This window comes from Exiguobacterium sp. SH31 (assembly GCF_001816105.1).
GTDB lineage: Bacteria > Bacillota > Bacilli > Exiguobacteriales > Exiguobacteriaceae > Exiguobacterium > Exiguobacterium aurantiacum_A.
Window position 1 is genome coordinate 1 of record NZ_LYTG01000031.1, and the last position, 26,740, is coordinate 26,740.

General features: G+C 52.2%; 25 protein-coding genes and 1 other annotated feature. Of the genes, 8 read left to right on the plus strand and 17 right to left on the minus strand.

Annotated features, from left to right (window positions below):
- Positions 1 to 169: 169 nt before the first annotated feature.
- The 10 genes from A6395_RS16255 to A6395_RS05090 all read right to left on the minus strand — a co-directional run bounded on the left by A6395_RS16255 (position 170) and on the right by A6395_RS05090 (position 12,910).
- A complete protein-coding gene (locus A6395_RS16255) occupies positions 170 to 430 on the minus strand; it encodes a site-specific integrase (protein ID WP_159429447.1) in 261 nt (86 codons plus the stop codon).
- A gap of 29 nt (positions 431 to 459) precedes the next feature.
- Complete coding sequence (locus A6395_RS05050) at positions 460 to 852, minus strand: phage integrase N-terminal SAM-like domain-containing protein (RefSeq protein WP_071398146.1); 393 nt, start codon at positions 850 to 852, stop codon at positions 460 to 462.
- A 322-nt stretch (positions 853 to 1,174) separates the two neighbouring features.
- Complete coding sequence (locus A6395_RS05055) at positions 1,175 to 1,435, minus strand: hypothetical protein (protein ID WP_071398147.1); 261 nt, start codon at positions 1,433 to 1,435, stop codon at positions 1,175 to 1,177.
- A gap of 1 nt (position 1,436) precedes the next feature.
- Positions 1,437 to 1,748 (minus strand): hypothetical protein, encoded by a 312-nt coding sequence (locus A6395_RS05060; RefSeq protein ID WP_071398148.1) that lies wholly within the window; start codon positions 1,746 to 1,748, stop codon positions 1,437 to 1,439.
- Positions 1,745 to 2,200 (minus strand): JAB domain-containing protein, encoded by a 456-nt coding sequence (locus A6395_RS05065; protein ID WP_071398149.1) that lies wholly within the window; start codon positions 2,198 to 2,200, stop codon positions 1,745 to 1,747. Before A6395_RS05065 ends, A6395_RS05060 begins: the two co-directional genes overlap by 4 nt.
- Before the next feature lie 130 nt (positions 2,201 to 2,330).
- Positions 2,331 to 5,069, minus strand: coding sequence for a hypothetical protein (locus A6395_RS05070; protein WP_071398150.1), 2,739 nt, complete (start codon positions 5,067 to 5,069; stop codon positions 2,331 to 2,333).
- A gap of 804 nt (positions 5,070 to 5,873) precedes the next feature.
- On the minus strand, positions 5,874 to 8,528 hold the full coding sequence (locus A6395_RS05075; RefSeq protein WP_071398151.1) for a S8 family peptidase: 2,655 nt from the start codon (positions 8,526 to 8,528) through the stop codon (positions 5,874 to 5,876).
- A gap of 177 nt (positions 8,529 to 8,705) precedes the next feature.
- Positions 8,706 to 10,013 carry an Ig-like domain-containing protein gene (locus A6395_RS05080; RefSeq protein ID WP_071398152.1) on the minus strand — a complete coding sequence of 436 codons (1,308 nt, stop codon included), beginning with the start codon at positions 10,011 to 10,013 and terminating at the stop codon, positions 8,706 to 8,708.
- A 173-nt stretch (positions 10,014 to 10,186) separates the two neighbouring features.
- Complete coding sequence (locus A6395_RS05085) at positions 10,187 to 10,561, minus strand: nuclear transport factor 2 family protein (protein ID WP_071398153.1); 375 nt, start codon at positions 10,559 to 10,561, stop codon at positions 10,187 to 10,189.
- Positions 10,562 to 10,576: 15 nt separating this feature from the next.
- Complete coding sequence (locus A6395_RS05090; protein WP_071398154.1) at positions 10,577 to 12,910, minus strand: CotH kinase family protein; 2,334 nt, start codon at positions 12,908 to 12,910, stop codon at positions 10,577 to 10,579.
- 117 nt (positions 12,911 to 13,027) lie between these two features.
- Here A6395_RS05090 and A6395_RS05095 point away from each other — a divergent pair, with 117 nt between their 5' ends.
- The 8 genes from A6395_RS05095 to A6395_RS05130 all read left to right on the plus strand — a co-directional run bounded on the left by A6395_RS05095 (position 13,028) and on the right by A6395_RS05130 (position 21,223).
- Positions 13,028 to 13,768 (plus strand): polyphosphate polymerase domain-containing protein, encoded by a 741-nt coding sequence (locus A6395_RS05095; RefSeq protein ID WP_071398155.1) that lies wholly within the window; start codon positions 13,028 to 13,030, stop codon positions 13,766 to 13,768.
- Positions 13,765 to 14,457 (plus strand): DUF4956 domain-containing protein, encoded by a 693-nt coding sequence (locus A6395_RS05100; protein ID WP_071398156.1) that lies wholly within the window; start codon positions 13,765 to 13,767, stop codon positions 14,455 to 14,457. The genes A6395_RS05095 and A6395_RS05100 overlap by 4 nt, the downstream gene beginning before the upstream one ends.
- A gap of 179 nt (positions 14,458 to 14,636) precedes the next feature.
- Positions 14,637 to 16,871, plus strand: a complete 2,235-nt coding sequence (locus A6395_RS05105; protein WP_071398157.1) for a C40 family peptidase — start codon at positions 14,637 to 14,639, stop codon at positions 16,869 to 16,871.
- Positions 16,872 to 16,883: 12 nt separating this feature from the next.
- Complete coding sequence (locus A6395_RS05110; RefSeq protein ID WP_071398158.1) at positions 16,884 to 17,171, plus strand: hypothetical protein; 288 nt, start codon at positions 16,884 to 16,886, stop codon at positions 17,169 to 17,171.
- A 41-nt stretch (positions 17,172 to 17,212) separates the two neighbouring features.
- Positions 17,213 to 17,435, plus strand: a binding site (T-box leader).
- A gap of 55 nt (positions 17,436 to 17,490) precedes the next feature.
- The gene (gene trpE, locus A6395_RS05115) at positions 17,491 to 18,822 is read left to right on the plus strand and encodes an anthranilate synthase component I (RefSeq protein ID WP_071398159.1); all 1,332 of its coding nucleotides are present in this window, start codon (positions 17,491 to 17,493) and stop codon (positions 18,820 to 18,822) included.
- Complete coding sequence (locus A6395_RS05120; protein ID WP_071398160.1) at positions 18,819 to 19,397, plus strand: anthranilate synthase component II; 579 nt, start codon at positions 18,819 to 18,821, stop codon at positions 19,395 to 19,397. The genes trpE and A6395_RS05120 overlap by 4 nt, the downstream gene beginning before the upstream one ends.
- 287 nt (positions 19,398 to 19,684) lie before the next feature.
- On the plus strand, positions 19,685 to 20,728 hold the full coding sequence (locus A6395_RS05125) for a Fic family protein (protein WP_071398161.1): 1,044 nt from the start codon (positions 19,685 to 19,687) through the stop codon (positions 20,726 to 20,728).
- A gap of 54 nt (positions 20,729 to 20,782) precedes the next feature.
- A complete protein-coding gene (locus tag A6395_RS05130) occupies positions 20,783 to 21,223 on the plus strand; it encodes a small multi-drug export protein (protein WP_071398162.1) in 441 nt (146 codons plus the stop codon).
- Between the two features lie 94 nt (positions 21,224 to 21,317).
- On the opposite strand, the gene A6395_RS05135 is transcribed toward A6395_RS05130, so the two are convergent.
- The 7 genes from A6395_RS05135 to A6395_RS05165 form a co-directional block, all read right to left on the minus strand.
- Entirely contained in the window at positions 21,318 to 22,052 is a 735-nt protein-coding gene (locus A6395_RS05135; RefSeq protein ID WP_071398163.1) for a ferredoxin--NADP reductase, read from the minus strand.
- Between the two features lie 21 nt (positions 22,053 to 22,073).
- Entirely contained in the window at positions 22,074 to 22,826 is a 753-nt protein-coding gene (locus tag A6395_RS05140; RefSeq protein ID WP_071398164.1) for an iron ABC transporter ATP-binding protein, read from the minus strand.
- The gene (locus A6395_RS05145) at positions 22,823 to 23,884 is read right to left on the minus strand and encodes an iron chelate uptake ABC transporter family permease subunit (RefSeq protein WP_071398165.1); all 1,062 of its coding nucleotides are present in this window, start codon (positions 23,882 to 23,884) and stop codon (positions 22,823 to 22,825) included. The genes A6395_RS05140 and A6395_RS05145 overlap by 4 nt, the downstream gene beginning before the upstream one ends.
- Positions 23,881 to 24,885, minus strand: a complete 1,005-nt coding sequence (locus A6395_RS05150; RefSeq protein ID WP_084812953.1) for an ABC transporter permease — start codon at positions 24,883 to 24,885, stop codon at positions 23,881 to 23,883. Before A6395_RS05150 ends, A6395_RS05145 begins: the two co-directional genes overlap by 4 nt.
- Before the next feature lie 12 nt (positions 24,886 to 24,897).
- Complete coding sequence (locus A6395_RS05155; RefSeq protein WP_071398166.1) at positions 24,898 to 25,908, minus strand: siderophore ABC transporter substrate-binding protein; 1,011 nt, start codon at positions 25,906 to 25,908, stop codon at positions 24,898 to 24,900.
- 254 nt (positions 25,909 to 26,162) lie between these two features.
- Positions 26,163 to 26,420, minus strand: a complete 258-nt coding sequence (locus A6395_RS05160) for a hypothetical protein (RefSeq protein WP_252100514.1) — start codon at positions 26,418 to 26,420, stop codon at positions 26,163 to 26,165.
- Between the two features lie 29 nt (positions 26,421 to 26,449).
- The gene (locus tag A6395_RS05165) at positions 26,450 to 26,740 is read right to left on the minus strand and encodes a hypothetical protein (protein WP_071398167.1); all 291 of its coding nucleotides are present in this window, start codon (positions 26,738 to 26,740) and stop codon (positions 26,450 to 26,452) included.

Consider the following 26,740-nt stretch of genomic DNA (forward strand, 5'->3'; position numbering starts at 1 on the left):
CATATCATCTAATTTATACATTAAACTTCCCTCCACATTTTTTTGTTACTAAATATTAAAAAATCATTTGAAATTCGTCATTATGTTTTAAATCCTGAGATTACTATAGTTATTACTGTCTTTCTGATTCTCCTTTAAATAAAATCACATAACTAATTGTAACGAAACACTAATAGACCGAACAATCAATTTTCATATATAAGAAAATTTGTTTCTTAATTTTAGCGATAAATCGTTCGACAATACTCGTCATATTGTAAGAGGAACATTGTATCTGTAACTCTCTCTTCAGTTTTTTTCTGTCACATGGATTATAGCTTTTCCGCAGTGAGTTGCTTTTCCTACGCACAATCAAGGCTTGGGTCAAGCCGTCGATATCGCTCAGACGGATATTGACTAATTCCGTCACACGGACTCCCGTATAGAGCAATAGATAGACGGCAAGTTTGTTCCGGATGCTTACTTTTTTAGTGTCCTCGAGGAAAAAAGGAGACGCTCGACTTCTCTCTCGCTGAGTGCCGTCACTTGATGGTCACTTCCCGATGCCACTCGTATCCGGTCACGTCTCAAGTCAACACACGCTTCCTCGACAATCCCTTTCTCGTTCAAGTAGTCGTTGTACACTTTTAGACTGTTGATTTTCTTGTTGATCGTGGCGACCGCCCATCGTTCCTCGACGAGCGCGTCCCGATAGCGGAGAAAGTGGAAACGTGTGAGCTCATGACCTTGTGCTTCATTAAATGTTTTACCTTTCAAGAACCGATAGTATCCCCTTACGTCTCTTGTGTATGATTCGATCGTCTTCTCGGCCAGACCTCGATTGACGAGCCATGGCATAAAGTCTTCAATCATCTGATGATATCCCCCTTTCACGGACGGAGGGGCACGAAAGCCCCGCGTCCATATCGTCATTTGAATCGTTTCGCCCAGTCGCCCTCGACCGCCTCTTTTGCCAACTCCGTGATGACCGTGACGAGCACCGGGACCAAGATACGTTCCCACATCGACGCCTCACCCCCTTTCCCACTGACGACAGTTCTATTGTTCTGTCGTGAGCTACCATGGTGAGAACGCATCCAGTTCCCTTCGGGCCCATCATGTTTCCAGAAGAGCTCATTTTCCGATGACTTCTGTCGTGAGTTTTTGGTCTTCCTGTGGCACTTTTGTCGTGAGCTCAGTTATACGACTCGACCATGCGCTCGAGATGGTCGAGGTAGTCACGGGCCACCTGTCGGTATAGCGGTGTCGGGATTGATTCGATGTAGCGTCGCACCTTCTCCCCGTCCACATCGATTTCTTGTGAGACGTGTTCGGCAAGCAGTATCTCGATCACCTCCTCCTGTTCGAGTAGCTCGCCGTGATAGGTGTCTGCCGCCTCGTTCACCTCTCGATAGTACGTCTCCCCGTCGATGATCAATCGATGAAATGTCGTCATGTCACCCCTCCTCTCGTTTCGCCAGTAGCTTCTTTTCGCCGCACCTCAACACACGTAAGACAACTTGTTTGTCCGAGACCCTTCTTCCGAAAAATCCGGTCCACTCTTCTCCTGTCTCGTCCGTCACGACGTGCGTCTCAAACAACAAGCGGTCGGGTAACCCTTCTCGAAGTGACAGGGGCACATATACCTCGTCAATCTCGTCGAGGTCGAGCGTAAACGCCTCCGTCGACCATGTATCTGGCATCGGTCGATTACCAGACTCCTGTATCGCTTCGAATAACCAGTCTCGTACTTCTTCCGATGGGTTCATAGATGACCACCCTCCCGGAGTGAACGATATGTCTCATCGCCGATAATTAGATGGTCGAGTAGATGGATGCCCATAAGCTCACACGCCTCTTTCAGACGTTTCGTTACCTCGATGTCTTCTCGTGACGGTTCCGTGTTCCCACTCGGATGATTATGCCCGACCATCACGGCGGCCGCGTTCGATAGGATCGCGACCTTCAACACCTCTCTCGGATGGACGAGGCTCGCATTCAGGCTCCCAATATGGCACACGTTTACGGAGACCGGCTGGTTCTTCGTGTCGAGACTGACAACGAGGAAATGCTCCCGGTCGAGCCCATCTAAAAATTCTTTCATGAGCGTATAGCCGTCATCCGGTCGGTGGATGGTCCGACCCTTATAGCGGACACTCCCTTCTTTGACGAGTTTGATGCTGACGATATCGACACGCTTTGCAGATTGACTCGGTTTCATCGTTTCTCCTCCTTTGAATATAAAAAAGCACCCTGAGCCGTGATGGTCAGGGTGTATCAGAGGAATAATATATATTTGAAAGTAAAAGTCACTCCACCATAAAGGAGGAGTGACTTTTTTCGAATGCGAATTACAAAGTAATTACCGCTTTGTCTGTAGCAGTGATGTTGCCGACAGCATCTTGAATGTCAATTGTAGATGCCGCACGAAGCTCAGCGCCTTTATTGATATCAGAAGCTGAAACAGCTTTACCTGCAATTGTAACTACTACTTTATCTGAAGAACCAGAAGCTAAAGCTGTTGTGATTACAGCTCCAGATACTTTTTCGCCAGCAATGAAGAGTTCGAAATCAGTACCTGCTCCAACAGTGACAGCTTCACTGAATGACAATGCAACTGTTGTTGCTGATTCATCAACACCAACTGTTGATGCTTCGTCTTGAGTTACTGAAGTCAATGCTACTTTTGTAACTACAGGTTTGACGTTTTCATTCAAGTATTCTGTAGTAACATAGTCGTTCATGACGACACCAGCTTTAGTCTTAACGCCAGCAACTTTTACAGAACGCACTCCAGTGTATTGGTTAGAGTTAGCTTCAAGAGTAAGTGTCACTTCGTTTGAAGCGTTAAGTGTCGCAGATTTAACAGTAGCACCGTTTACTTGGTAGTTAGCTACGTTTGTAGCAGATGCGCCGTCGATATCACCACTGAACTTAACTTTAAGTGTGTTGTTGCTCACAACAAGAATTCCGTTATCTTTAACTAAGTTACCGCCTTCAGCAGAATCGATAGACTTATCTAACTCTGGCTTAGAAGAGTTAACATCTGTTCCACGTTTGAATCCGAACGCCGAAGCCTTAGCCACGTTATCGTTACCAGCCGTATCTTCTACAAGCGCACCTGGAAGATCGACAGTGTAAGATGCTCCCTGAACGAGGTCAACAGATCCTGATTTTTTAAGTTTATCAAGAGCCAATGTGAATTCATTTGACTTGCCAGAAACTGCAGTAAGATCGCCTGCTGCAAATACCAATGTAGCTGGTGTAGTTACGAAGTTGTTGACTTCAGATGCGTTCATTGAAACGTTTCCTGTAGGGAGCTTAACAACATCTTCGCTGAATACGAAGTGAAGGAACTCTTTACCGTTTGCATCAGTTTTAACTACTGTAGAAGTTAAAGTAGGAGCTACTTCATCAGCAACAAAGTTAACAATCTTCGAGTATGCTGCGTTGTCTTCTCCGCTCAAATCAGTGAATGCTAAAGCGTCGATAGAAATTGTAGTCAAACCAGAAGCCGCTGTTGCTAATGATACAACATACTTCGTTTTGTCTGTTTCGTCTTGTGTAAGTGTAGCAGGTGCAGTTAATGCTACGCCGTTCACTTTGATATCACCAACAGCCAAGTTTTGTACTTCTTCGCTGAACTTGATTTCAAATTTCTTCGCGTTAACTGGTGTTACAGATGCTACTGTTGGTGCAACGCCATCTTTGTTCCCTTTAACTACTGATGCAGTAGTAGGGTTCACTGCAAGCAAGTTATCAGAGAAGTCAGTCGCTCCGACTACTGTGATGTAGATTGTTTGGTTTGCCGGGACGTTAACGTTAGACAAGCCTAATTCGATATTTGATCCTACTACGCTTGAAGTCACGTAGCTTGAGATATCTTTTCCATCAGCAAGCTTAGCAATTACAGTCCCCTTAGTTTTAAGTGGTTCAGAGAACTGAAGGTTAACTGTGCTAGAGTTAACTTGTTTAGTTCCTACAAGAGTAGGTGCTACTGTATCTTCGTAGCTGACAACGTGGTTGTATTCAGCAACTTCTTTCCCTTGAACAGTTTTAATTGCATCTTTCAAGGTTGAGAACATATATGTCCCTTCCCAAGTTCCAGTACCACGTGTGATTGTTAGTGTTTTTCCATCTGCACTGAGTTCAGCAGCATTTGTTCCTGACAATGCAACACCGTTAACTTTGAAGTTAGCGTTAATAACGTTGCCTGAAGAAATGACTGTTGACTTGTCGATAGCTTTGTTGAATGCAACCTCAAGTTGTGTAGCGTTAATCGCCTTAACTTCTTTAACCATTGGTGCTTCAACAACGAAGTTCATAACTTCAGTCTTCACTTCGCCAGAACGAAGGATGAATGAGTGGTTACCTGCTGGAAGTTTACCAGATTTAACAGTGAGCTTGCCGTCTTTGACTTCAGCTTCGACTGCAGGAAGTGCAGCATTCATGTCGCGACCTGCATAGATTACGAGTTCAACTTTCTCGCCATCTTTGAGGTTTTTAACGTCAGCAGTTACTGAGAGAACGTCGTCCATAACTTCGCTCTTCACTTCAGTAAGTTCTACTTTAGTTGCAACAACTTTGTACTTAACAGTTTTAGTAACTGATCCGTACGCTTTGTTTGCGTATGTGAAACGTCCTTCGAATTCGCCAACTTTGTCTGTTTCGAAGCCTGAAACCGATACAGGTTTGTTGTAGAGGTTGCCGTCTGCGAAGAGGACCGGTTGGATGCGAAGACCAGAAGCAGGAACACCTTGCTCAAGAACGATTTCTTCAGAAGGTTGGATGTCTTGTGCGAAGTTCAAGACGCGAACGCTCTTCTCAACTTTAATGCCTTTGCCTTTTACAAAGCCTTTAGCAGTTTGGAAGACGCCGAGTTTGTTCATGTCGACTGAAGATTTGTACCAGTGGATCTCGCTGCCTTTGTATTCCTTGTCGAGTGTCGCGTCAAGGTTACCTGAGCGTACGTAGTCTGAAGAAAGACGTACCGTTTGTGTTGCTGCGTCTGCTGTGATTGCAGGCGCTACTGCTGATGCTGCTACTGCGAACGCTGCCGCCGCTGTAACGAATTGTTTCTTTTTAGCCATCTGATGTAAATCCTCCCTTAAGGTAGATAGGTTTTTCTACCGTCCTTGCCAGCTGATCTCCGTGCCGTGTCGAGTATCCATAACGAGAGAATAAAGTACTAATGTTTATGTAACTGACCCTTCCAAAGACCGAGCGTTCTCCCCCGGTAGAAGCTTTTTCAAGAAATGAATCTTGAACAATTTACCAAGACTGTTCTTGGAAAACCTTACATCCATAATATACATAACACTTCCAAACGACACAAGCGTTTTTTTTCGCAAAAATGGTAACGTTTTTGAATTTTGGAGATTTTAGTTTAATTCATTTTTCAATTACCCTTTTTTGTAAATGTCGAAAGACGTCGTATTTTGTTGATTTCAAGCCTTTTTTAGAGTTTTTGGAGGTTAACCTCATTATTTTACCATTTAATTACTATTTGTTTTATTTAACAATATCGATTTTAAACATACATCTTTTAACTTTTTTATTCCCAACTCGAAAAACATTGACCTCTTTATTAAAACCACAATTATCCATATTGTCCTTCGTTATCCATTGTGTCGCTTGTTCAGTCCTTCAATTCTGAAATGGTGACCCTCCTGCGATGTATCTAGACACATCTATGACCTCTTCCCCAGTGCTCGAAGCCAAAAGGTCTTTCTACCTAAACCATCACGCGCCACAATCACGCCAGGCGCTCACGTTAAAGTCGACCACTCGACATGGCTGGCTTATTTGCTATCTATATGGAAGGAAGTCGACGTTTTGTCCTTTAAAACGCACGACAGGCGCACCCGGAACTCCGGATGCGCCTGTCTCATTCATTAACGTACTGTCAACTGTGCCATCTTACCAGCACGATTTTTCGTATCGACGACGTGGACTACGATTTTCTCGCCGCGCTTCAAAGCGCGCGTCTTGACGGTGAACTTGCCGTCAACACCGATCGTTGTCTTACCGAGGAGTTGATACTTCGCATTGCGGACGATGACGGTCATCCCCGCTTCCGCTTTCCCGCTCACGGCCTTCGCCCCGTTCACAGGACGCGTCACGACCGGTTGGCCTGGACGCTTGCCTGCGCTGACGACGATGCGTTCCCCAGTGGCGAGGTTACCGTTCTCATAGACGACACGGAGCACCGTCCCTGCCTTTTGCGGACTCAGCTTGAAGGCCGCTGTCGCCTGTTTGGCCGTGCCTTTGCCGATTAGCTTCGTATCGTTATACACTTTGACGATCGTGCCCGACTTCGCCTTCACGTTGAAGACGGCAGCGTTGTCGGTCGCTTTCGCATTGTTCGCGTTAATTTTAAGCATCGACTCGGCGCGGTGGACGTTCACTTTCCCGTACCCGCTGACGATGTCATAATACTTCGGAAGATTCAAACCGTATTCTTCAAAGTCGATATCAGAGTAGCCTTCCTCGTCTGTCTCTGCTGCGTCACCACCAGAGAAGGCGATCGAGTCCGCCGTCCGTTGCAAGAGTGAACGCACTTGTTCGACGGTCAAGTCCGGGTGCTGCGACTTGAGGAGTGCGACGACGGCCGCGACGTGCGGTGTCGCCATGCTCGTGCCGTCCATGTAGACGACGTTGCCGTCCGGGACAAGACTTGCGACTTTCGATCCCGGTGCGACGACGTCGAGTCCGAGACCGAAGTTCGAGTAGTCTGAGACGAGGCCGAACGTGTTCGTCGCCCCGACCGAGATCGTATATTTTGACGAGCCCGGGTACGAGACAGACGAATCGCCGTCGTTGCCTGTCGCCGCGACGACGACGACCCCACGGTCATACGCATACTTCAACATGTAGCCCATCGTTCGGCTCTCGCCGCCACCGAGACTCAAGTTGATGACTTTGGCCCCGGCATCGACCGCATACTTGATGCCAAGCGCGATGTGGTCGGTCTCACCCGAACCGCCCGCGTCGAGCACTTTCACCGGCAGGATCGATACGTTCGGCATGATGCCGCGCATCGAGACGCCGTTGTCACGAGCCGCCCCGATGACGCCGGCGACGTGCGTGCCGTGCCCGTGGTCATCGATCGCATCGCCTTCCCCGTTCGGGTCGACGAAGTTTTTCTCGTTTTGAATATCGACTTTCCCTTTCAAGTCGAGCAGACGATAGTCGACGCCCGTATCGAGGACGGCGACTTTGATAGCCCGTGACGGGAGCTTCAGCGCCTCATAACGGTCAAGTCCGAAGCCAGAGTTGGCGAACGGCTTCAGGAGAGAGCTCTGGTTGATCGACCATTGGTAGTCGAAGCTCGCGTCGGTCGCGAACGCTTCATACGACTGGACCGGCTCGATGTATTCGACGTTCGGGTCGGCCGACAACGTCGACTTCGCCGTCGCCTGCATTTTCGAGCTCGCCGTCTCGACGTCGACGAGAGCGAAGTGGTCGCCCGGTCGCCCGATGTCGAGCCGCTCGGCCGAGACGTCTTGCAACGCGTTCATCTTACCGATCGACTTCGTCGGTGATGATTTGTATTTGATGATGTAGCGTGGCGCGTCGACGGTTTTCACCGTCACACCGACTTTACCGAACACATCACTTAGCGGTGTCCCAGCGAGACCATTCATCCCAATCTTACCGGCAATCGCCTCGATATCCGCAGCGAGTACGCCCGGTACGCTCGATTTGACGAGGGCGTGCATGCGATTGATCGCCGCAGCATCCCCGTTCGTGAGCGTATAGCTCTTCCCATCGACGAGTGCCGAAAGAAGCGGACGGAGCGTTACCAAGTCAGCATAGGCCGCCTGGCGCTTCGTCTTGTCGAACGTGACCGCCTTGACGATATACGGTGACGCCCGGTAGTAGAGCGATGCGAGTTCACGGCCTTGCTCGGACGTGTTCAATACTTCCGTCTGAACACGGCGGATGAGTTTGAGCAGAGTATCGCGATCCGCTTCCGGCTGTAAGACCGATTCGACGGCGCACATGTCACCGCTCATCTCTTCATACTTCACCGGTAGCTTGACCGGGTTGTAGACGAGCTTGATGTCAGAAGCGAGCTGTGACAAATCAAACTCTGGTGCCTCTTCCCCGTCCATGACTGGGATGTCTTCGATGATTTCCATCGGCATATACTCGACCTTGATGTAGTAAGGTCCTTCCCATGCGTACGGGAACGCGATTTTCGCTGTCTGTTTTTGTTCTTCTTGTGTCGCGCTCGAGCGATACCGGTCGAACGTCTCATCTTTCGCGGCCATATCGGCGCTCGGGTAGATCGAGATGTTCGTCAGTTTCGTTGCGTCGAGCGTGACTTCCATATGTGTCATCGATGTCGCTTGACGCTCCATCTTGAACCAGTACGTGTTCACCTTGTCGGTACCCGTCGTGAATTCGACGGCTTCCCCCGGTGTAAGTAATGTCGCCTCGGTCATGCCTGCTCCTTGATCGGCCGAGACGCTCGGTGGGACGAGCGAGATGACGAGTGCAAAGATCGTTAGGATGGCCAATAGGCGGTAGTACGTGTGTTTCATGTTTTCCCCTCATTTCATGGTTTCTGTCGGCTATGCTGCCAGTGCTTTCTACGTATACTATCGGAATATGTTTCAAAAATATTACGAAAAGATTTCGGAAATGTGTCGATATACCCATTTTGTGAATAGATCTCGCTTTTTCCCATTAGAAAGACCGGTGTCGCCACCGGCCGTTTGTTAATATCCTGCGTATTGAAGTGATTGAATGAAGGCGCGCTTCTCGGCACCCGCAAGTGCGAACTCGAGGTCGTACTCGTAACCTTCGACCGTCACGACGATCCGGTTTTCCGGACGGACGTGCTGTTTGACGAAGCTGACGAGTTTTGCGTTCGGCTTGAAGAAGTACGACTCTTCAATCGTGCCGTCTTCATATTCGGTATAGCCGACGTCATCGAACGAGATGTTTTGCGTGTATGTCGCCGAACCGACGCGGATGCGAAGCTTTTCGAACTCGATCGGCTCGCCGTCTTCCGCGTAGTAGCTGAGCAGGAAGTTCATGTTCGACTTCGACGGGTGCCCGAGGAAGACCGGCGCGAACGTCTCGCTATAACGTGTCGACGCGTCCGACCAGAAGACTTCCTTATGGAGCGTCAAACGCGTCCCATCAGACGTGACCCGGTGGAAGTTGTTGTAGAACGCGTGCTGGACCGTCAAAACAGACGGCGTGCTCTTGTTGCCGGCACCGTCACGGATGACGAGCGACATCTTTTGGCCGATCTTCTGTTTCGGGATCTTGACGATGAACTTGCCGGTCGACATGACCGGAGCCGAGTACGTCTTCGTGCCGATTGTGACAAATGCCGTCGCGTAAGCTTCTGCCGTACCCGACACACCGCTTGACATCGCCGTGATCGCTTGCGTGACGCGGGCTGGTTTCGGTGCGTAGCGGTCCGTCACGACTTTCGTCTTAACGAGGTCACTGAGTGCGCCTTTATTCGACTTCGCCTGAGCCGAGATCGGTGTTCCGACTTTTTGGAGGCTGAGCGTGCGACGGTACGTGCCGTTCGCGTCGAACTTGCCTGAATACGTCGAGCCGCCGACCGTCACGATGAGGCTGAGTCCAGGCTCACCGAGTACGGTCATGACGCGTGACGAGTTCGTGACCGGTTTGACGACCGGTGCTGCCGGACGTGCCGATGCGTCTTCGGCGACGATGACACGCGTCGTTTCGCTCGCGTTGCCGCTCGCGTCGACGAGACGGACGTCGATGACTTTGCCGACCGATTGCGGTGACATCTTGAACGTCGCCGTACCTGACTCTAAAATAGTCCGGACGTATGTCTTACTGTTGATCATGATTTCGGCTTTCGCACCGACTTCACCTGAAATGACAAGTTCCGTCGACGTGTGGAGCGGGGCCGATACGACCGGCGCTGTCGGCGCCGTCACGTCGACCGTCGTCGCAGCCGAGACGTAGGCAGGCGTGAAGCCGCCGAAGACGAGCGTCCCGGCAAGGAAAAGAGCTAAATGTTTCGGTTGTTTCATAATTTATAAGTCCTCCTAAAATAAGTATGTCGATAGCCAACAAGTTCAGTTTACTGGATTATTTTAAAAAGAGGTACATATTTTTCTAATTTCAGTATATATTTTTTCAAAAACTGATTCCCCTTATTTTCAGACAAAACAAAAAGCACCTCCAATATGGAGATGCCTAGCGCTCACGTCTCGTGAATCATCGTCGCCTGCCCGCCTTGCCAGAGCCACGTATCCTTATCTTTGGCGTAAAGATGCAACGCCCAGAATCGGCCTTCGTACGCGTTCGTCCCGAGGATGAACCGCTCCTCGAGCAGCAGCTGGACGACGGCGATGTCGCCTTTGACCGTCTCGTCGAACGTCACCGTCTCTTGCGAGATCCATTGGACGGCGGCCGGGTCGACGAACTGGTCTAAAAATGTCTCTTTATCGAACTGACGCCCGCTCGAGTCGACGTAGCGGAATTCATCGTGCATGATGCTCCGCATCGCCTCAAGGTCGCCTGCCGTTTGAGACGCGGACCGGTTGTCAGAAAGTTGTTTCATGTTGAGTGTTTCCATAGCTGTACCTTCCTTTCACCGTACATCATAGCATAATTTCGTTTCTTCGACCGAGCCGATTGCATCGGTCCCAAACCGCTCAATCAGTTGCCGCTTGACGACGTCCGGACGCCGCTCGGCGAAGACGCGCATCTTCTCGACCCGCCCTTCCCACGCTTTGACCGACGGGGCGTTCCCCCAACGCGCGAATTGGTTTTCCATCTCCGGGGCGATGCCGTCCGCCATATCGTCCAGTAGCGCTAGCATCGTCTCTGTCTCGAACGGTCCGGCGAGCAATTCGTCAAACAGGCGCAGAAAACGCGCTTCTCCTTCATCACTCGCGATGAGTGACCGGAACAAGGCGTGCTCGGGACCCGGTCCCGTCAAATAAGCGAACATGTCGTAGTCGACGCTCTCGTCAATCGGCGATCGTCCGGCAAAGCCTTGATCGAGGTCGAAGACGATCCAGCGCCAGCGACCGTCGTGTCCATAGACGTCTGCGACCGGGTCGGCCGACTTGCGCCAGACGGCGTAGTTGTTGAACATACTGTCGAGGTTGCCGTAAAACGCTTGATAGACCACATACTCGAGGAAGTTGTCGACATCGATGCGGCGTTCGAGTTCTTCGAACGCCGCCGGGTCGTTCAAATCGTTCGTCTCGGCGAAACGGACCATCTCCTGGTAGTGGATGAGGTCGGCGTCTTGTCCCGTCTCGATAGCGAACCCGTCCGGCGCATCGAGGTCGGCCTCGAGGATGGCGAGCTCTGTCTCAGCGATATCATATTTCACTTCAAAGTATTCCGGGGAGTATAGCTCACGCAAGTTGTGCATCCCCCAGTACTCCCCGTTCATCAGGACGACGACCGGCTGATAGTCTTGAAAATCGAGCGAGCGTTCACGGAGGAGTTCTTGCATGAACGCGTCCCGAAGCATCGCCCCTTGCCAGTCGTTGCCGGCGTTCCGCAACAGTAACCGGTTGAACTCCTCTTCCTCGTTGTCCGGGAAGAACGGATGATAGAACCGGCTCTGCCCATACTCGCTCCGGGCGTAGAGACGCAGACTCTTCTGGGCGAGCCCGCGCGAGAAGCCGCCGTGGATACGGATGCCGACGTCTTGCGAGAAGGCAAGCTCGCCCTTCTCAAAGTAGTCGACTTGGGCCGGGCGCTCCCACTCTTGTCCCGTCTCGAAGAAGTTGCCACGGCCGATCTCGAGCGGCCCGTCCGGCAAGTCGCCCGGCGTATAAATGCCGATCGACGGGTCAAACAAGTTCGTTGCGTCAGTCGTGAGCGAGACGACCGGGAGATCGGAGGCGAACACGCTGTCGTCGAACACATACGTCGCCGTCGACGGTTTGCTCGTCGCCCCGTCCTGGACGGCGATCGCTCGGATGATCAAGGCGCGCTCGACGTCTTCTCGCACAAATGACGGCGTCGGCCAGTTCGTCGCCGACCGGTTGTTCGATAGCACGGCGACGTCACGCGTCAACGCCTGATCGAGTTGGATCGGTCCCTTGTATCGATTCGACTCCGGTGTCGGCTCGCTTCCGTCGATCGTGTAATAAACCGCACTCCCCGGTGCTGCTTCGAGCGCGAGCTCAGTGCCCGGAGCGATCACACCACCGTCGACCGAGAACGCAGGACCGTCCGGCAACCTCTCGAAGTCACGGTCAATAATTTGTTCGGCGATCGAATCGAGCGCGGCGTAGTCGTGCGTCGCGTTGCCGGTCACGTACAGTCGCTCCGTGATGGCTAACGCTTCAAGCGGTGACATGTCGGTGATACGGTTGTCACGCAAGTTGACGTCTTGAAGCGAAGTCATGTCGCGGAGAGGCTCGACCGAGGCGACGGCGTTCCCACGGATGTTGAGATGGGTCACGTTTGGCGTCCGCTCTGGCAATACGTCGAGTGAATCGATGTCGTTGTCCCGTACGTTCAGCGTCGTCAGCGTGTCTGACTCCGGCAAGAACGTCAAATCGCTGACGTCGTTCCCTTCGAGATCGAGTGACTCGAGCGTCTCCGGCAACTTCGGTATTTGCTCGAGCTGGTTGAAGCTGAGATCGAGCGTCTTTAAGTAACGGAGGCTCTCGAGCACCGTGACGTCGGTCAACCGGTTACCCGACAAGTCGAGCGTCTCGAGCGACTGAAAATGCTCGAGGCCGGTCAAGTCGATCAAGCCGTAGCCCGACAAGTCGAGCTCGGTGACACCGCGCACTTTGTTTTGGTTGAACGAGCCGACCGGGATATTCAATTGTTCGGCGAGCGCTTGCTCGAACGCTGCGCCCGCGGTCGCTTGTTCTTCAGCGACGTAATACATCCCGCCCCACGTCCCAGCGAGGAGCACGGCCAACATCCCAACTTTTAAACTCTTCATATAGTACAGGCCTCCTGGTCTATATCTTCGTTTGCGTCTCGTGTGTTGTAACAGTATACTTGAATTCTAACACACACCTTAACAAATAATTAACAATGCCTAAAAAGGAGTGACACCGTGGCCCAAGAGATATTCAAGCGATACGAGATCAAATATTTAATCCCCTTTGCCAAATACCTCGAGCTGCGTGAACTCATCATGCCGTACATGCATTACGACACGTACGGCAACCCAGAAGGCAAATACAATATCGTCAGTCTCTATTTCGACTCAAGTGACAAGGCGATCTATTACGAGACACGCAATAAGCTCCCGTTCCGCCAAAAGTTGCGCCTCCGTATTTATGATCAGGCCGATCTTGGCAGTATGTCGTTCATCGAGGTGAAGCAGAAGTTCAAAAACGTCGTCAACAAGCGCCGGACGATTTTGCCGCTCCATGAGGCGTACGATATCTTGCGCGACCCGGACAAACCGATCGCGTCGGTCGCGGCGTCAAACCCGCAAATTTTGAAAGAAGCGCTTCATTTCCAGCACACGTACAACTTATTGCCGCACACCGTCGTCAGTTACGACCGCCAAGCGTTCTCCGGCACGTTCGAGCAAGACTTGCGCGTCACCTTCGACTATAACCTCATGTGCCGCAACGACGACCTCCGCATCGAACACGGACCGGAGGGGCACCATTTCATTGACCCCGGTCTCGTCGTCCTCGAAGTGAAAGTGTCCGAGGTCGTGCCGTTCTGGCTCGCACGGCTTCTCTCTGACCTCGAATGCAACAAGCAGAGCGTCTCGAAGTTTTGTACGAGCGTTGAACTGTTGGACCAAGAAAACTTAAGCGAAGGTAGGATTCTGTCATGACGAACATTTTCAACGAAGTCCGCCAGCTCGCCGACGTCACGTCCCGGCTGACCGTGCTCGAGGCGGCCGCCGCCATTTTCCTTAGCTTCATCTTGACGCTCTGTATCGCCTACTTATATAAGAAGACGCATACGGGTGCCCGTTACTCGCAATCGTTCGTCCAGACGATCATCATCATGGGTGTCACCGTGTCGGTCGTCATGATCGTCATCGGTAACAACGTCGCCGTCGCTTTCGGTCTCGTCGGTGCGTTCTCGATCATCCGCTTCCGCAGCGCAATGAGCGACCCGAAAGACATCGCCTTCATCTTTTTCGGGATGGCCGCCGGTATCTCGTGCGGGCTCGGCTTCTACATACTTGCCATCCTGTTCACGGTCAGCTTGTCGGTCATCATCATCGTATTGTATATGTTCGACTTCGGCCGCGGTGGCTCGGACAAGAAGCGGCTATCAATCACCGTCCCGGAAAATCTCCATGACGAGACGGCGTTTGACGGGGTGCTCTCGGCCCACTATAAGTATTACGCGCTCCGCTCGGTCGAGACGACGAACCTCGGCACGATGATCCAGCTCGTCTACATCGTCCAAAACAAGGACGGCGTCAAAGACAAGCAGGTGATTGACGAGCTCCGCAAGATGAACGGCAACTTGAAAGTGTCGGTCAACTATTTGAATACTGAAATTTTTTAATATTCCGTCCTCGATCGCGCTCTTCGGCGCGCCCCGGGGACGGTTTTTTACTTTTTACCTCGCCTCGTACGCATATGTGCTTCAAGCCACGATTATGATTCCCCTCTTTTTCAAAACCGTCCGACTTCTCTTCGTCCACATTGCGTATACTAAAAATTGTAAATCAAAAAATAGTCGAGGTGTTTATTCTGAAACGATTACTTAGTTTGCTCTTCATCTGTAGCTTTTTCTGGACCGCGACCGTTCAGGCGAACGAGAACGAGGCCGTCATCCGAATCGAGGCGTCGCTTTACGAGGCGATCGACGAATCGGTCGTCTTGATCACACTCGCGCCACATGAACAGGTCGATGTCATCGAAACGGCGGCCACGCATTCTCGTATAACCATCGGCGAGACGGAAGGTTATGTCCGGAACGATGTCTTAGCCTACCCTGTCGACCGCTATATCCGGACCGACACGAACGCGGTCGATGCAGCGGGCAATCCGATCACACCATTGTCATACGGAACGGTCGTCAAAGTGTTCGATCTTGAAGGCGACCGTCTGTTGATGACAGACGGTGCATATGTAGCGCGTGAGGCGCTCGCCGAAACACTCGAAACGTCGACCCGTTATGCGAAACCCGGGGCAAACGTGCTCGCCACGCCAGGCGGAAACGTCGCCTTGACGCTCGAACCAGGCGCGATGCTGACCGTTCATGGGATACAAGACGACCACTTCCGCATCAAACTCGAAAACGGCTATGGATTCGTGCCGGCGACGATGATGAGTCCGTCCCCAGTCAAGACTGGCACCCAAGTCGCTGTCACGGGCACGATGACTTTTAGCGATCTCGGGATGACAGCCGTCGGCCAGCTCGTCCGGGGCACTCGCTCGAGCGTGTACGGTACAAGCGGCGACTATACCCGTCTCTACAAGGGCGGGATGTTCGTCTACGTCCAGACGGCAGCGCTCGCCGAAAAGATGCCGACGTATGCAAAGACCGGCTCGCGCTATGCGCAAGGCGAGGCTTCGCTTTATCGTGATGTCGAGAAGACCGACGTCGTCGGGAAGCTAAAGCGGTCACAAATCGTCAGCATTTATGGCAGCGACGGAGAGTTCACACGCATCTTTACGAACGGTCAGTTCTTGTTCGTCGAGTCGAAATGGTTAAAGACGACGCCCCCACCGTTCTTGAAGACGGGCCAGCGTTATATTCAAAAAGAGACACCCCTCTATACAGGGGCATCCCTCTCGACAAAAACGAGTTTTAAACTCAAACGCGGACAGCTCGTCAACGTGTATGGAACATCCGGCAACTATACGCGCGTCTCGTCAAACGGAAAGTTTTACTTCGTCCCGACGAATCTGACAAGTACGAAAAAACCACCGCTCTATGACTCGAGCGGCAAACGTTACGTCCGTCATGACGAGGTCGAAGTGTACGCCTCGGCCTCGACCGTCAAACAAGTCGCCGAACTCAAGCGTGGACTCGTCGTCGAGACATACGGAACGAGCGGCTACTACACTCGCGTCCGTGTGAACGGGGCGTATCGCTTCGTCGCGACGGGCTACCTCAGCTTGACGAAACCGCTTGCGAAACCGAAAGTCGGCACTGTCTTCTATGCCCAGTTCAACGGCACGCCATATTTTTCAGCCGACGTCGCTTACAGCCGACCAGCCGGCACGCTCGCCCGCGGGACGAAGCTCATCGGACTGCGCTCGATCGATGCCGACTTCTGGCACGTGCGTCTTCCGTCTGGGAAACGTGTTTATGTCTTGAACCCGTATATCGCCGAGACGAAACCGAAAGCGATCCAGCCGACGAACGTGAACCCGGTCGCCCATTATGCGACGACGAAACAGACACCGTATTATGCCAATCCGAACGATACCCGCCCCATCGGCTATCTCGATGCGAGCCAACGCGTCTATCCGCGCGGCAAGAGCGGTGACTCGTATTTGATTCAGTATAGTTGGCGCCCGGTGTACGTCAAAATGAAAGATATCCGGATCAAGCAAGATCCGCTCTTGACGAAACGAAGCAACTCGCAACAAGAACGGATGATCGCAGCAGCGGCACGCCATCTCGGCACACCGTACACGTGGGGCTCGCAGTCCCCACTGAACGGTGGCTTCGACTGTTCAGGCTTGATTCACTACGCGACCAACCAGGCCGGCAAGATTGGCGGTCGAACGAACGTCTCCGGCTATTGGCACAGCGGTCACTTTAAAAATAAACGGACTGGCATCACGAGCGGACGCCGCGGTGATATCGTCTTCTTCGCCGGCACGTATCGAAGTGGTCCGTCGCATATCGGCATCATGCTCGACAACGAATTCTTCATCCATGCCGGTGGTGAGATGCTCCAAATCAACTCGATTCATGACCCGATGTGGCGCTCGAACTTCCTCGGCTACAAATCACTTTAGGAGGTAACGACGATGTTTGAATGGATGGACCCGTTTTTATGGCAACTCGTCATCGTTCCCGTTCTCACGATCGGAGTCGGTGTCTACGCCGCCCTCAAGACGAACAAGATCTACATCGCACCAATCGTGACGTTTCTCTTCAATGCGCTCATCGAAGTTGTGACGATGACGACTTATTATGAATGGAGTATGGTCAGCTTAAGTTCTTGGAACTTGATCTTCCCTGTCATCTCGTTCTTGATTGCCTATACATTCATCGAGAAGCGACAGACGGAGCGGCAACTCTCGGATAGACCTTGACAATCTCACTGCATCCCGTTAAAGTAACGATAACATTATACGAACTCGCGATGAGAAAGAAGAGTAGCGCGAAGGGACGTCTCCAGAAAGCCGGTGGTCGATGCGAACCGGTGACGTGTCTTGCGTGAATGGGCTTTTGAGCGTTCAGACCGATACGTAGGCTCTGACGGGTCCTCCCGTTACCGAGGATAGCGAATGATTGTTCGTGATGAGTGGGGGGAACTCCCCCAACGAAGGTGGCACCACGGGTCCCCCGTCCTTCATGTCTTTTTTAGACATGTCGGGCGGGGGATTTTTTTAATTTGAAGGAGGAGATTACATGGAACAACTGATCATCAACGGCGACGAACTGACCCCGGTGGCCATCTTCCACCGGTTGCAAGGCGAGCGGAAAGTCTTGCTCGAAAGCCGGGCTGAAGGCAAGCACGGACGTTACTCGATCATCGCGGCAAACCCGGTCGAGACGATTCGTGTCGACGGTAACACCGTGACCGATGCGACAGGCACGATTCAAGCGAACGACCCGCTCGCCGTCTTATCCACATTGATCGAACGGGACACGGAAGACGCCCCCTACCCGTTCATCGGCGGCGCCGTCGGGTATATCGGCTACGACCTGTTGCGGACGTACGAGCCGATCCCGAACACGCCGACCGAGACGCGTGACTTGCCGGACGCGTTGTTCCAACGCTATGAGACGGTCGTCCTGTATGACCATCTCGAGGAGCGCGTCATCTTGATCGACACGGGTGACAGCGACGGTTCTGTCCGTCTCGAACAGTTGAAAATGGAGCTCGAGACGGCGAAGACGCACGAACTCGCGCCGGTCGTCCGGACGAGCGAACGCATCTTGACCGACAAGGACGCATTTATCGAGCGTGTCTTGAAGGCGAAAGAAGCAATCCTCGCCGGCGAGGTGTTCCAGCTCGTCTTGTCGCAACGGATTGACGCGACGTTCACCGGTGACCCGTTCCACTTCTACCGGACGCTCCGAAAACAGAACCCGAGCCCGTACTTATTCTATATCGACCTAGGCGAAGCGATCATCCTCGGGGCGTCGCCTGAGAGTCTCGTCCGTGTCGAGGGGAACCGCGTCTCGACGAATCCAATCGCCGGTACGCGCCCGCGCGGCAAGACCGTCGAAGAAGATATGCGCCACGCCGAAGACCTGGTTCAAGACGAGAAAGAACTGGCCGAACATCGGATGCTGCTCGACCTCGGCCGGAACGATATCGGACGCGTCGCCAAAGTCGGCACCGTCACGATCCCGAAACAGATGGAAGTCGAGCGTTTCAAAAACGTCATGCATCTCGTCTCCGAAGTCGAAGGCGAGCTCCGTGACGACTTGAACCCGATCGACGCGCTACGGGCCTGTCTCCCGGCCGGCACCGTCTCCGGGGCACCGAAAATCCGGGCGATGCAGCTGATCGACGAGCTCGAGACGGTGAAACGCGAAGTGTACGCCGGGGCCGTCGGCTATCTCGACGTCCGGGGCGGCTTCGACTTCGCCCTCGCCATCCGGACGATGGTCGTCCAAAATGATACGGCGTACGTCCAAGCCGGGGCCGGCATCGTCTTCGACTCGGACCCGGTATCGGAATATGAAGAGACGTTGCACAAAGCCAAATCCCTGTTGGAGGTGTTCGCATGATTTTACTGATCGATAACTACGACTCGTTCACGTATAACGTCTATCAAGACGTCGCCCGGTTCAGCGATGTGAAAGTCGTCCGCAACGACGAACTGACGGTTGACGACATTCGTGACCTCAATCCGACTGGCATCATCATCTCCCCGGGTCCCGGTGGTCCACGTGACGCCGGTGTCTCCCTCGATGTCGTCCGGAAGCTGTCCGGCGTCATCCCGATTCTCGGCGTCTGTCTCGGCCATCAAGTCATCGCCGAAGCGTTCGGCGGGACGGTCGGACGAGCACGCGAAGTCATGCATGGGAAGACGTCCGTGATCGAGACCGTACCTGGCGTCTTCTTCGACGGGAAGCCGATGGACGTCATGCGTTATCATTCGCTCATCGTCCAAGCGACGGAACTCACCGTGACAGCCACGACTGCGGACGGCGTCATCATGGCGCTCGAGCATCCCGAACACCCGACGTACGGCGTCCAGTTCCACCCCGAGTCGATCGGGACACCGGACGGACGGGACCTATTTGAACGGTTCGTCGCGATTTGTCACACAAAAAGACCGAAGAACGTGTCCCCGGTCTGAATGTCGAACTTCCGTACAATGATGAAGAAGTCTGATGCTACACATACGATGGATCATATGAACCAAGCGCGTCTTCGTGGAAATCGGAGATGCGCTTTCTCATGTCACTCACGTTCATCATTTGAAATATAACTCATCTATCCCTAAACATAGTCATCCATTAAAAGAATGAGTATGTTTAATATTTTAAACACATCATAAATAGGTTATATTATAGATAAACATAGTCAAAAATTGATGAAATGAACATGTTTAATCAATTTTGATAATGAATGAGGATGATTCTTATGCGAAATTACGATTATCAGTATTTAAGAAATCTCTCCTTGCCGATGGAGACCGTACGATTGATCGGCCACATCAATGAATACAAAGGCAAACAAGACCTGTATAAACAACAGGCACCTCAAATCTTGAACACATTACGTGACGTGGCTGTCATCCAATCGACCAAGGCTTCCAATGCAATCGAGGGAATCGTCGTGACCGAGAGCCGCCTACACACCATCATGTCGAAGACCTCTGACCCGGCCGACCGCTCGGAAGCTGAAATTGTCGGATACCGGGATGTATTGAACTTGATTCATGCCTCAGCCCAGGACATCCCAATCAACCCGAACATCTTGCTTCAGCTCCATAAAGAGCTCTACAAGTTTGTTCCGATTGAGGGCGGGAGATGGAAGAATGTCGATAACGAGATTAGTGTGACCTTCCCTGATGGCACGCGCCGGACGCGTTTCGTACCAGTCCCAGCCTTTGAGACCCCAGCGGCTGTCCAGGCCTTATGTGACAGTGTAAAAGAGCGTCGCCAAAACGAAGACGTCGATTCGCTCATCTTGACCAGTATGTTCGTCCTCGACTTTTTATCGATCCATCCGTTCAATGACGGGAACGGACGAATCGCCCGTCTTTTAACCTTGTTGATGCTTTATCAATTCGGCTTTGAGGTCGGTCGCTATATCAGTCTCGAGAAGATTGTCGAGGAACGGAAAGAGGATTACTATGAATCCCTGCGGTTATCATCGATTCATTGGCATGAGAACCGACAAGACCCGCTCCCATGGATCAACTATCTGTTGAGCGTGATCCTTGCCGCATATAAAGAGTTAGAAGATCGCGTAGGACTCGTCACGTCAGGAAGTCAAAGTAAGAGTAGCCGGATTAGACGATTCGTAGAAGGGAGAATCGTACCGTTTACCAAGTCGGATGTTCGGAATGCCTGTCCCGACATCAGCGAGGCGACCATCAACCGTGTCCTTCGGGAATTACGGGATAAAGGGGAAATCGCTCCGTCTGGACTCGGCCGGAGTGCGAAATGGATTAAGCAATAATTCACGACTTATTCTATGGAACACGAGAATCCCAAACCTCAGAGGAGAACCAACATGAATTTATTGGAATATATCAGTCTATCTGCAACCGCATGGTTTATGGGCTTCTTCCCTATGTTCGAAATCTATTTGGCCATCCCGAGTACGATGTTACTTGGTCTCGACGGCGTCTCTGCCGTCCTCTGGGCCGGACTTGGCAACTTCTTGCCGGTTCCTCTGCTCGCTTATTTTTACGATTGGTTGCATCGATTCAAACGTCTCAGCGGCTGGCTCGATCGCTTAGAGCAACATCGATTTAGTCATTTGATGCGCGAACATGGCAGTTGGTCAATCATCCTCGTCACGCCCCTACTAGGGTCATGGGTCGTTGGCGTGATTGGTCATTCGATCGGGATGAGACGCTCTACACTTCTCACCTATTCAGCAATCAGCATATTTGGGTATGGGGTGTTAATTGCTTGGCTCACTTCTAAAGGAATCGAGTTCACATTCTGAGGTACGTCTGACGTCCGTAGCAACTGAAAAAGGTATCTGATTCATTCTGTTTTGAATGAATCAGATACCTTTTTTAATTTAGATTGCTCACTCGTTATCCTTTGCCTGAAGAAGAGATTGCGTTGTCGCTTCTTTCCCCTAAAAACTCATCCAACTGAAAGTCATGCTTATCAAGCACGATTTGTTCGCGGTTGATGCCCCGCTCACGTAGCATCGCGATTGTCTCCCGTAAGAAGTCATCGCTGCCGACGATGTAATACAAACCTTCCATATCCTGTGCGAGCGTCTCGACCGCCGCGTAATAATCTGAACGATTGGCGACGAACTCGGCCGTGAAACTGTTTGACGACTTAAATACATCGCCGAACAAATAGTCTGTCGACGAGTCGACGTTCAAGGAATGGAGATGCGGGATACCTTCCCCGTTCGCCAAATAGTCAAGTACGATCGGACGGAACGTCGCGAGCCCGACGCCAGCCGACAGCAGGTAGACGTTCTTCCCGTCACGCTGGAGCGGCACGTTCGAATGCGTCTTGAAGATGGCGACCTTCTCCCCGATCTTCATGTCACGTAAGATCGACTTGAACTCGGAGCACTCTCGTTTGACCCGGGTCGTGATGCCGATCGCGCCTTCACGCGGTAGCGTCGAGATCGACATGTGGCGAATCAAGCTCCGGTTCGGTTTGTCTTCTTTGTTGAACCCTTCAAGGGCGAAGTGGGTATGCGCCCCCTCGTCCCACGTGAAGCCGTCCGGCAGTTCGAGTTGGAACGTGTATGTATCTGGCGCTTCCTGTACAACTTGTTGAATTGGTGTCCAGTAAATGTGCATCGTCGTCACTCCTTCCTTCTATTAATAGACCGCGATCGGTCCGTATGGTCCTTGAATGATTTCAAGCTTCGTCTCGAAAATATCTGATAAGATGTTTGCGTCCATGATCTCATCGACCGTACCGAAGGCGGCGATCTTGCCGTCTTTCATCGCACAAATCCGGTCCGAATACTTCGCCGCGAAGTTGATATCGTGGAGCACGGTGACGATCGTCCGTCCGAACTCGTCGGCGACGTGACGCAAATATTCCATCATCTGGACCGAGCGGGCGATGTCCAAGTTGTTGAGCGGCTCGTCAAGCAACACGTATTCCGTCTCCTGACAAAGTACCATCGCAACATAAGCCCGTTGACGCTGCCCGCCCGACAGTTCATCGAGATAACGATGCTCTAAACTCGTCAAGTCGAGGAAGTCGATATATTTCGAGATGATTGCTTCGTCTTCTTTCGTCAACCGCCCTTTCGAATACGGGAAACGGCCGAACCCGGCGAGCTGCCGCACGGTGAGTCGGGTCACGAAATGGTTCTCCTGGCGTAAGATCGTGATGATCTTCGCCAAGTCTTTCGACTTCGTGCTCGACACGTCCATCCCGGCGACTTGGATCTGTCCTTCGTCCAAGTTGAGCAGACGGCCGATCATCATGAGCGTCGTCGACTTCCCGGCCCCGTTCGGACCAATCAACGACGTGAACCCGGCCTTCGGGATGTGGAGGTCGAGCGGTCCGATCTGGACGTCGTCCGTATACGATTTTTTCACTTGCTCGATTTGTATCATAGCGACCTCTTCCTTAAAATCACCGCTAAGAAAATCACGCCGCCGAACAGCTCAATGATGACGGACACGACACTCGGTGTATTGAAAATGTGATACATAAAGAAATATGCGCTCGTCAGTACGAAGAAGCCAAGGGCGAACGCCATCGGGAAGACGTATTTATGGTCATACGTCGCCGCGACCTGATAACTGAGCGTCGCGACCAAGAAGCCGAAGAACGTCAGCGGTCCGATCAAGGCCGTCGATACCGACATTAAGAGCGAGATGAGTATGAGCGTATAGATGACGCTTCGGCGATGGTTCACCCCGAACGACGTCGCCACGTCTTTCCCGAGCGCGACGATGTTCAACTGGTTCGAGAACAGGTAAAGCAAGACACCGACGACCACAACGATCGGGATGACGATTGGGAAGTAGGCGGCGTCCGCGTTCGTCACCGAACCGAACAGGCGCGCCTGTAAGAGGTCAAACTCGGACGGTGCGAGCATGCGGCGCATGAACGTCGACACCGAGTTCAACCCGGTCCCGATGATAATCCCGATGAGGAGCATCAGTTGAAGGTTGGCATATTTTCCCGATAACAGCCAGCCGTACAACAGAAGACTCATCAGGACCATGACAGCGACTTGACTCAAGAACGCTCCCGTCCCGCTGAAGCCGACCAAAGCCCCAGCGCCGAAGAAGAAGATCATACTCGTTTGAATCGTTGAATAGAGCGCGTCAAAACCGAGCAAGGACGGGGTGATGATGCGGTTGTTCGTCACCGAGTGAAACGCGACGGTCGCGAGACTTTGACAAAGTGCCGCAATTGCCATCGTGACGACGGCTACGACACGGCGCTCGACGACCGGCACGAACGACGGGGAGTCGAACGGGACCGGATTGTTGTAGACGAGAAGACCGAACGCGCATAATAGCCCCCCGATGATGAAAGCGATGAGGAACAGCCAATAGCGGCGCTCTTCTTTTTTCGAGCGAAACGCAGACGCACTCCGTTCTTTCCCGTTAAGCGGATGAACGTCCACTTCGTAAGCTTCTTTTTCCATGACCGTACTCATCGTACCCCTCCCGTCTTCCGCTGCCGTAACAGAATCGCGATGAACACGACCGAGCCGACCGTCCCGAGAATGAGCGACACGGGCAACTCGAACGGCATGATGATCGTCCGTGAGATCAAGTCACTGACGAGAATCGCGCCCATCCCGATGACACACACCCACGGCAAGTTGTTGCGGAGGTCGTCCCCACGGAACATCGAAACGAGGTTCGGGACGATCAAGCCAAGGAATGGCAAGTTACCGATGACGGTCGCGACGACCCCGACGGATAACGCAATCAAGCCGGTTGCGATCAACATCAATAAGTTGTAGTTGACGCCAAGGCTCGTCGCAATATCTTCCCCGAGTCCGACGAGCGTCAATCGGTTCGCGAGTAAGAAAATGAAGAACGTAGCGATGATGATGAGCCATAAGTATTCATAACGTCCGACTTGGACCGAGGCGAACGAGCCGACGAACCAGCCTTCTAGCGTCTGGCTGGCCCGGAAGAACAATCCAAGAAACGTCGACACGGCCGAGACGACCGCCCCGAGCATGAGTCCGATAATCGGGACGATTAAGGACGAACGGAGTTTGACCGACCGTAAAAACCAAAAGAATACCATCGTCCCGATAAACGAGAATACGATTGCTCCCGTCATCCGCATCATGAGCGACGGTGCCGGGACTAACAAGTAGACTGCCAACAACCCGAGACCGGCCCATTCAATCGTGCCGGTCGTCGTCGGTTCAACCAATCGGTTTTGTGTGATCAACTGCATAACGAGCCCCGCCATCGCCATTGCGGCACCGGTCAACATGAGCGCGACCGTCCGCGGGACCCGCGTGATCCAAAACATATCGAAGCCGTCCGCTTTACTGATGTCGTATACACCGGTGAACAGCGACAAGATCGCAAGCATCAGGACGACGAGCAATGCAAAGATGAACGACTTCGTCCAAATTTTAGAAAAGGAGGGTTGAGCACTCGTCCCAACCCTGTTTAGTATTGGATTTTGCACAACGTGGCCTCGTTACTTCGCGAGCGCTGCTGCAACGCCGTCGAAGAACTCCGAGTACGTTTGAATCGATTCGTTTAAGTACGTGTCTTTTGGTGCGTAGACGATTTGATCTTCCTTGACGGCCGTCGTCTTTTGAAGCGCCGGTGCGTTGTCGATGACGTCTTCAGCCGGGACTGCGCCTTCTGCGTCAGCGAGCGGTGCGTCGCGGTCGAGCACGAACAACCAGTCCGGGTTACTCTCGGCGATTGCTTCGACCGAGACTTCGTCCCCTTCATGGTCACCTGTCGTCTTCTCAACTTCTAGCGCTGGCACCCAGCCGAAGATGTCGTACATCGGTCCGAACACACGGCCGCTGATCGGCGCTGAGAACCCGATGTCTCCGCCCGAGACGATGACCGACATGATTGACTCTTTACCGTCGTAAGCCGTTTTCGCGTCTTCGATTGACTTGTCGAGGTCAGCGACCATGTCTTCCGCTTCTTCGGTCTTGTCGAAGATTTGGCCGAGCGTGAGCGTCGTGTCTTCAAGTCCTTGGACTAAAATCTCACCCGGTGTGCCTGAATCTTCCGGAAGTTCGATGTTCAAGTCGATGACGGCCGCATTCGGGACCAACTTTTTGATGTCCTCATAGTAGTCGGCGAAACGTTGACCGACGATGACGACGTCCGGATCGACTCCGGCGATCGCTTCTAAGTTCGGCTCGAAGTGCATGCCGACGTCGACGATGTCCTCGTCTTTGACGTATGGTGACTCAGCCGGCATCAAGCCGACCGGCGCAGCCGCGAGTTCGACGTTCCACTCTGCGAGCGTCTCGAACGTCCGGTTGTCGAGCGCGACGACCGTCTCCGGGTTGATTGGTACTTCGATCTTGCCGTGGGCGTCCGTGATCTCGACCGTCTTCGGTTTCGCTTCCGCTTCCGCGTTGCCCGTATTTTTCGCCTCATCCTCGTTCCCGCACGCCGCGAGCAACAAGACGAGTGATGTCACCATGATTGATGCTTTCAATTTCCCCATTCTTTCCATCTCCCTATATGTATTGAGTACGCTGACAACCTTCTCAGTCGAACGGCATTCCTGTTGTCGATCTTGTCTATGTAGGCAACAGACACCTGTCCTCACTGATAATGATTATCATTGTCGTTTTCATTGAGAAGCATAGCAAACAAAAAAAGGATGCGCAATGCCAAATTTACAAAAAGGGATTGGAAATCTTTTTCCTACTATTAATGCAAAATAAAAAGAAAGTGGTACTCGACCACTTTCTGAAGGGTTAGAATTCAGTTTTGCTTGTCTCGTTTTCGTTTGAGAATGCTGTAGGTGAGAAACAGAATGAACGTGTACGTGAATGAAAAGAGGATGATTTGCAGGAGGCCGTCCGGAAGCAGTTTCACGATAAAAAACAGCGAAAAGATGATGGCAATAATCAGATGAGGACCCCGGATATCCTCCGGCAAATCGCGCCAGTATATCACGACGAGTGCTAACGCGAGCGGTCCGCACAAAGCAAACAAGATGAAGAATGGGATCGGTCGCATCAGAAATGGTACGTCTTGTTTCTGATGATTTATGCTTCCGAAATTCCGTTCGCGAGTAATAACAGGAAAATCCAAATCGATAACGGTACAATCAATCCGATGTTCGCGAAGAGGCTGAATAATCTCACCATCTTCTCCTTCGAGAAAAGTCCCCAGATGAGTGTGGCAAGCAACGCGATATCCAAGGCGAGATACACCCAGATGGCGGTCAGCAAGTCTAAATTCGGAAAGACGCGGCCGTTCAACGTAAACAGTGTTAAGAACGTCAACAAAAAGAGTGCGAGCGTCATATAGAGCGGTGCGTATTGGCGTTGATTCAT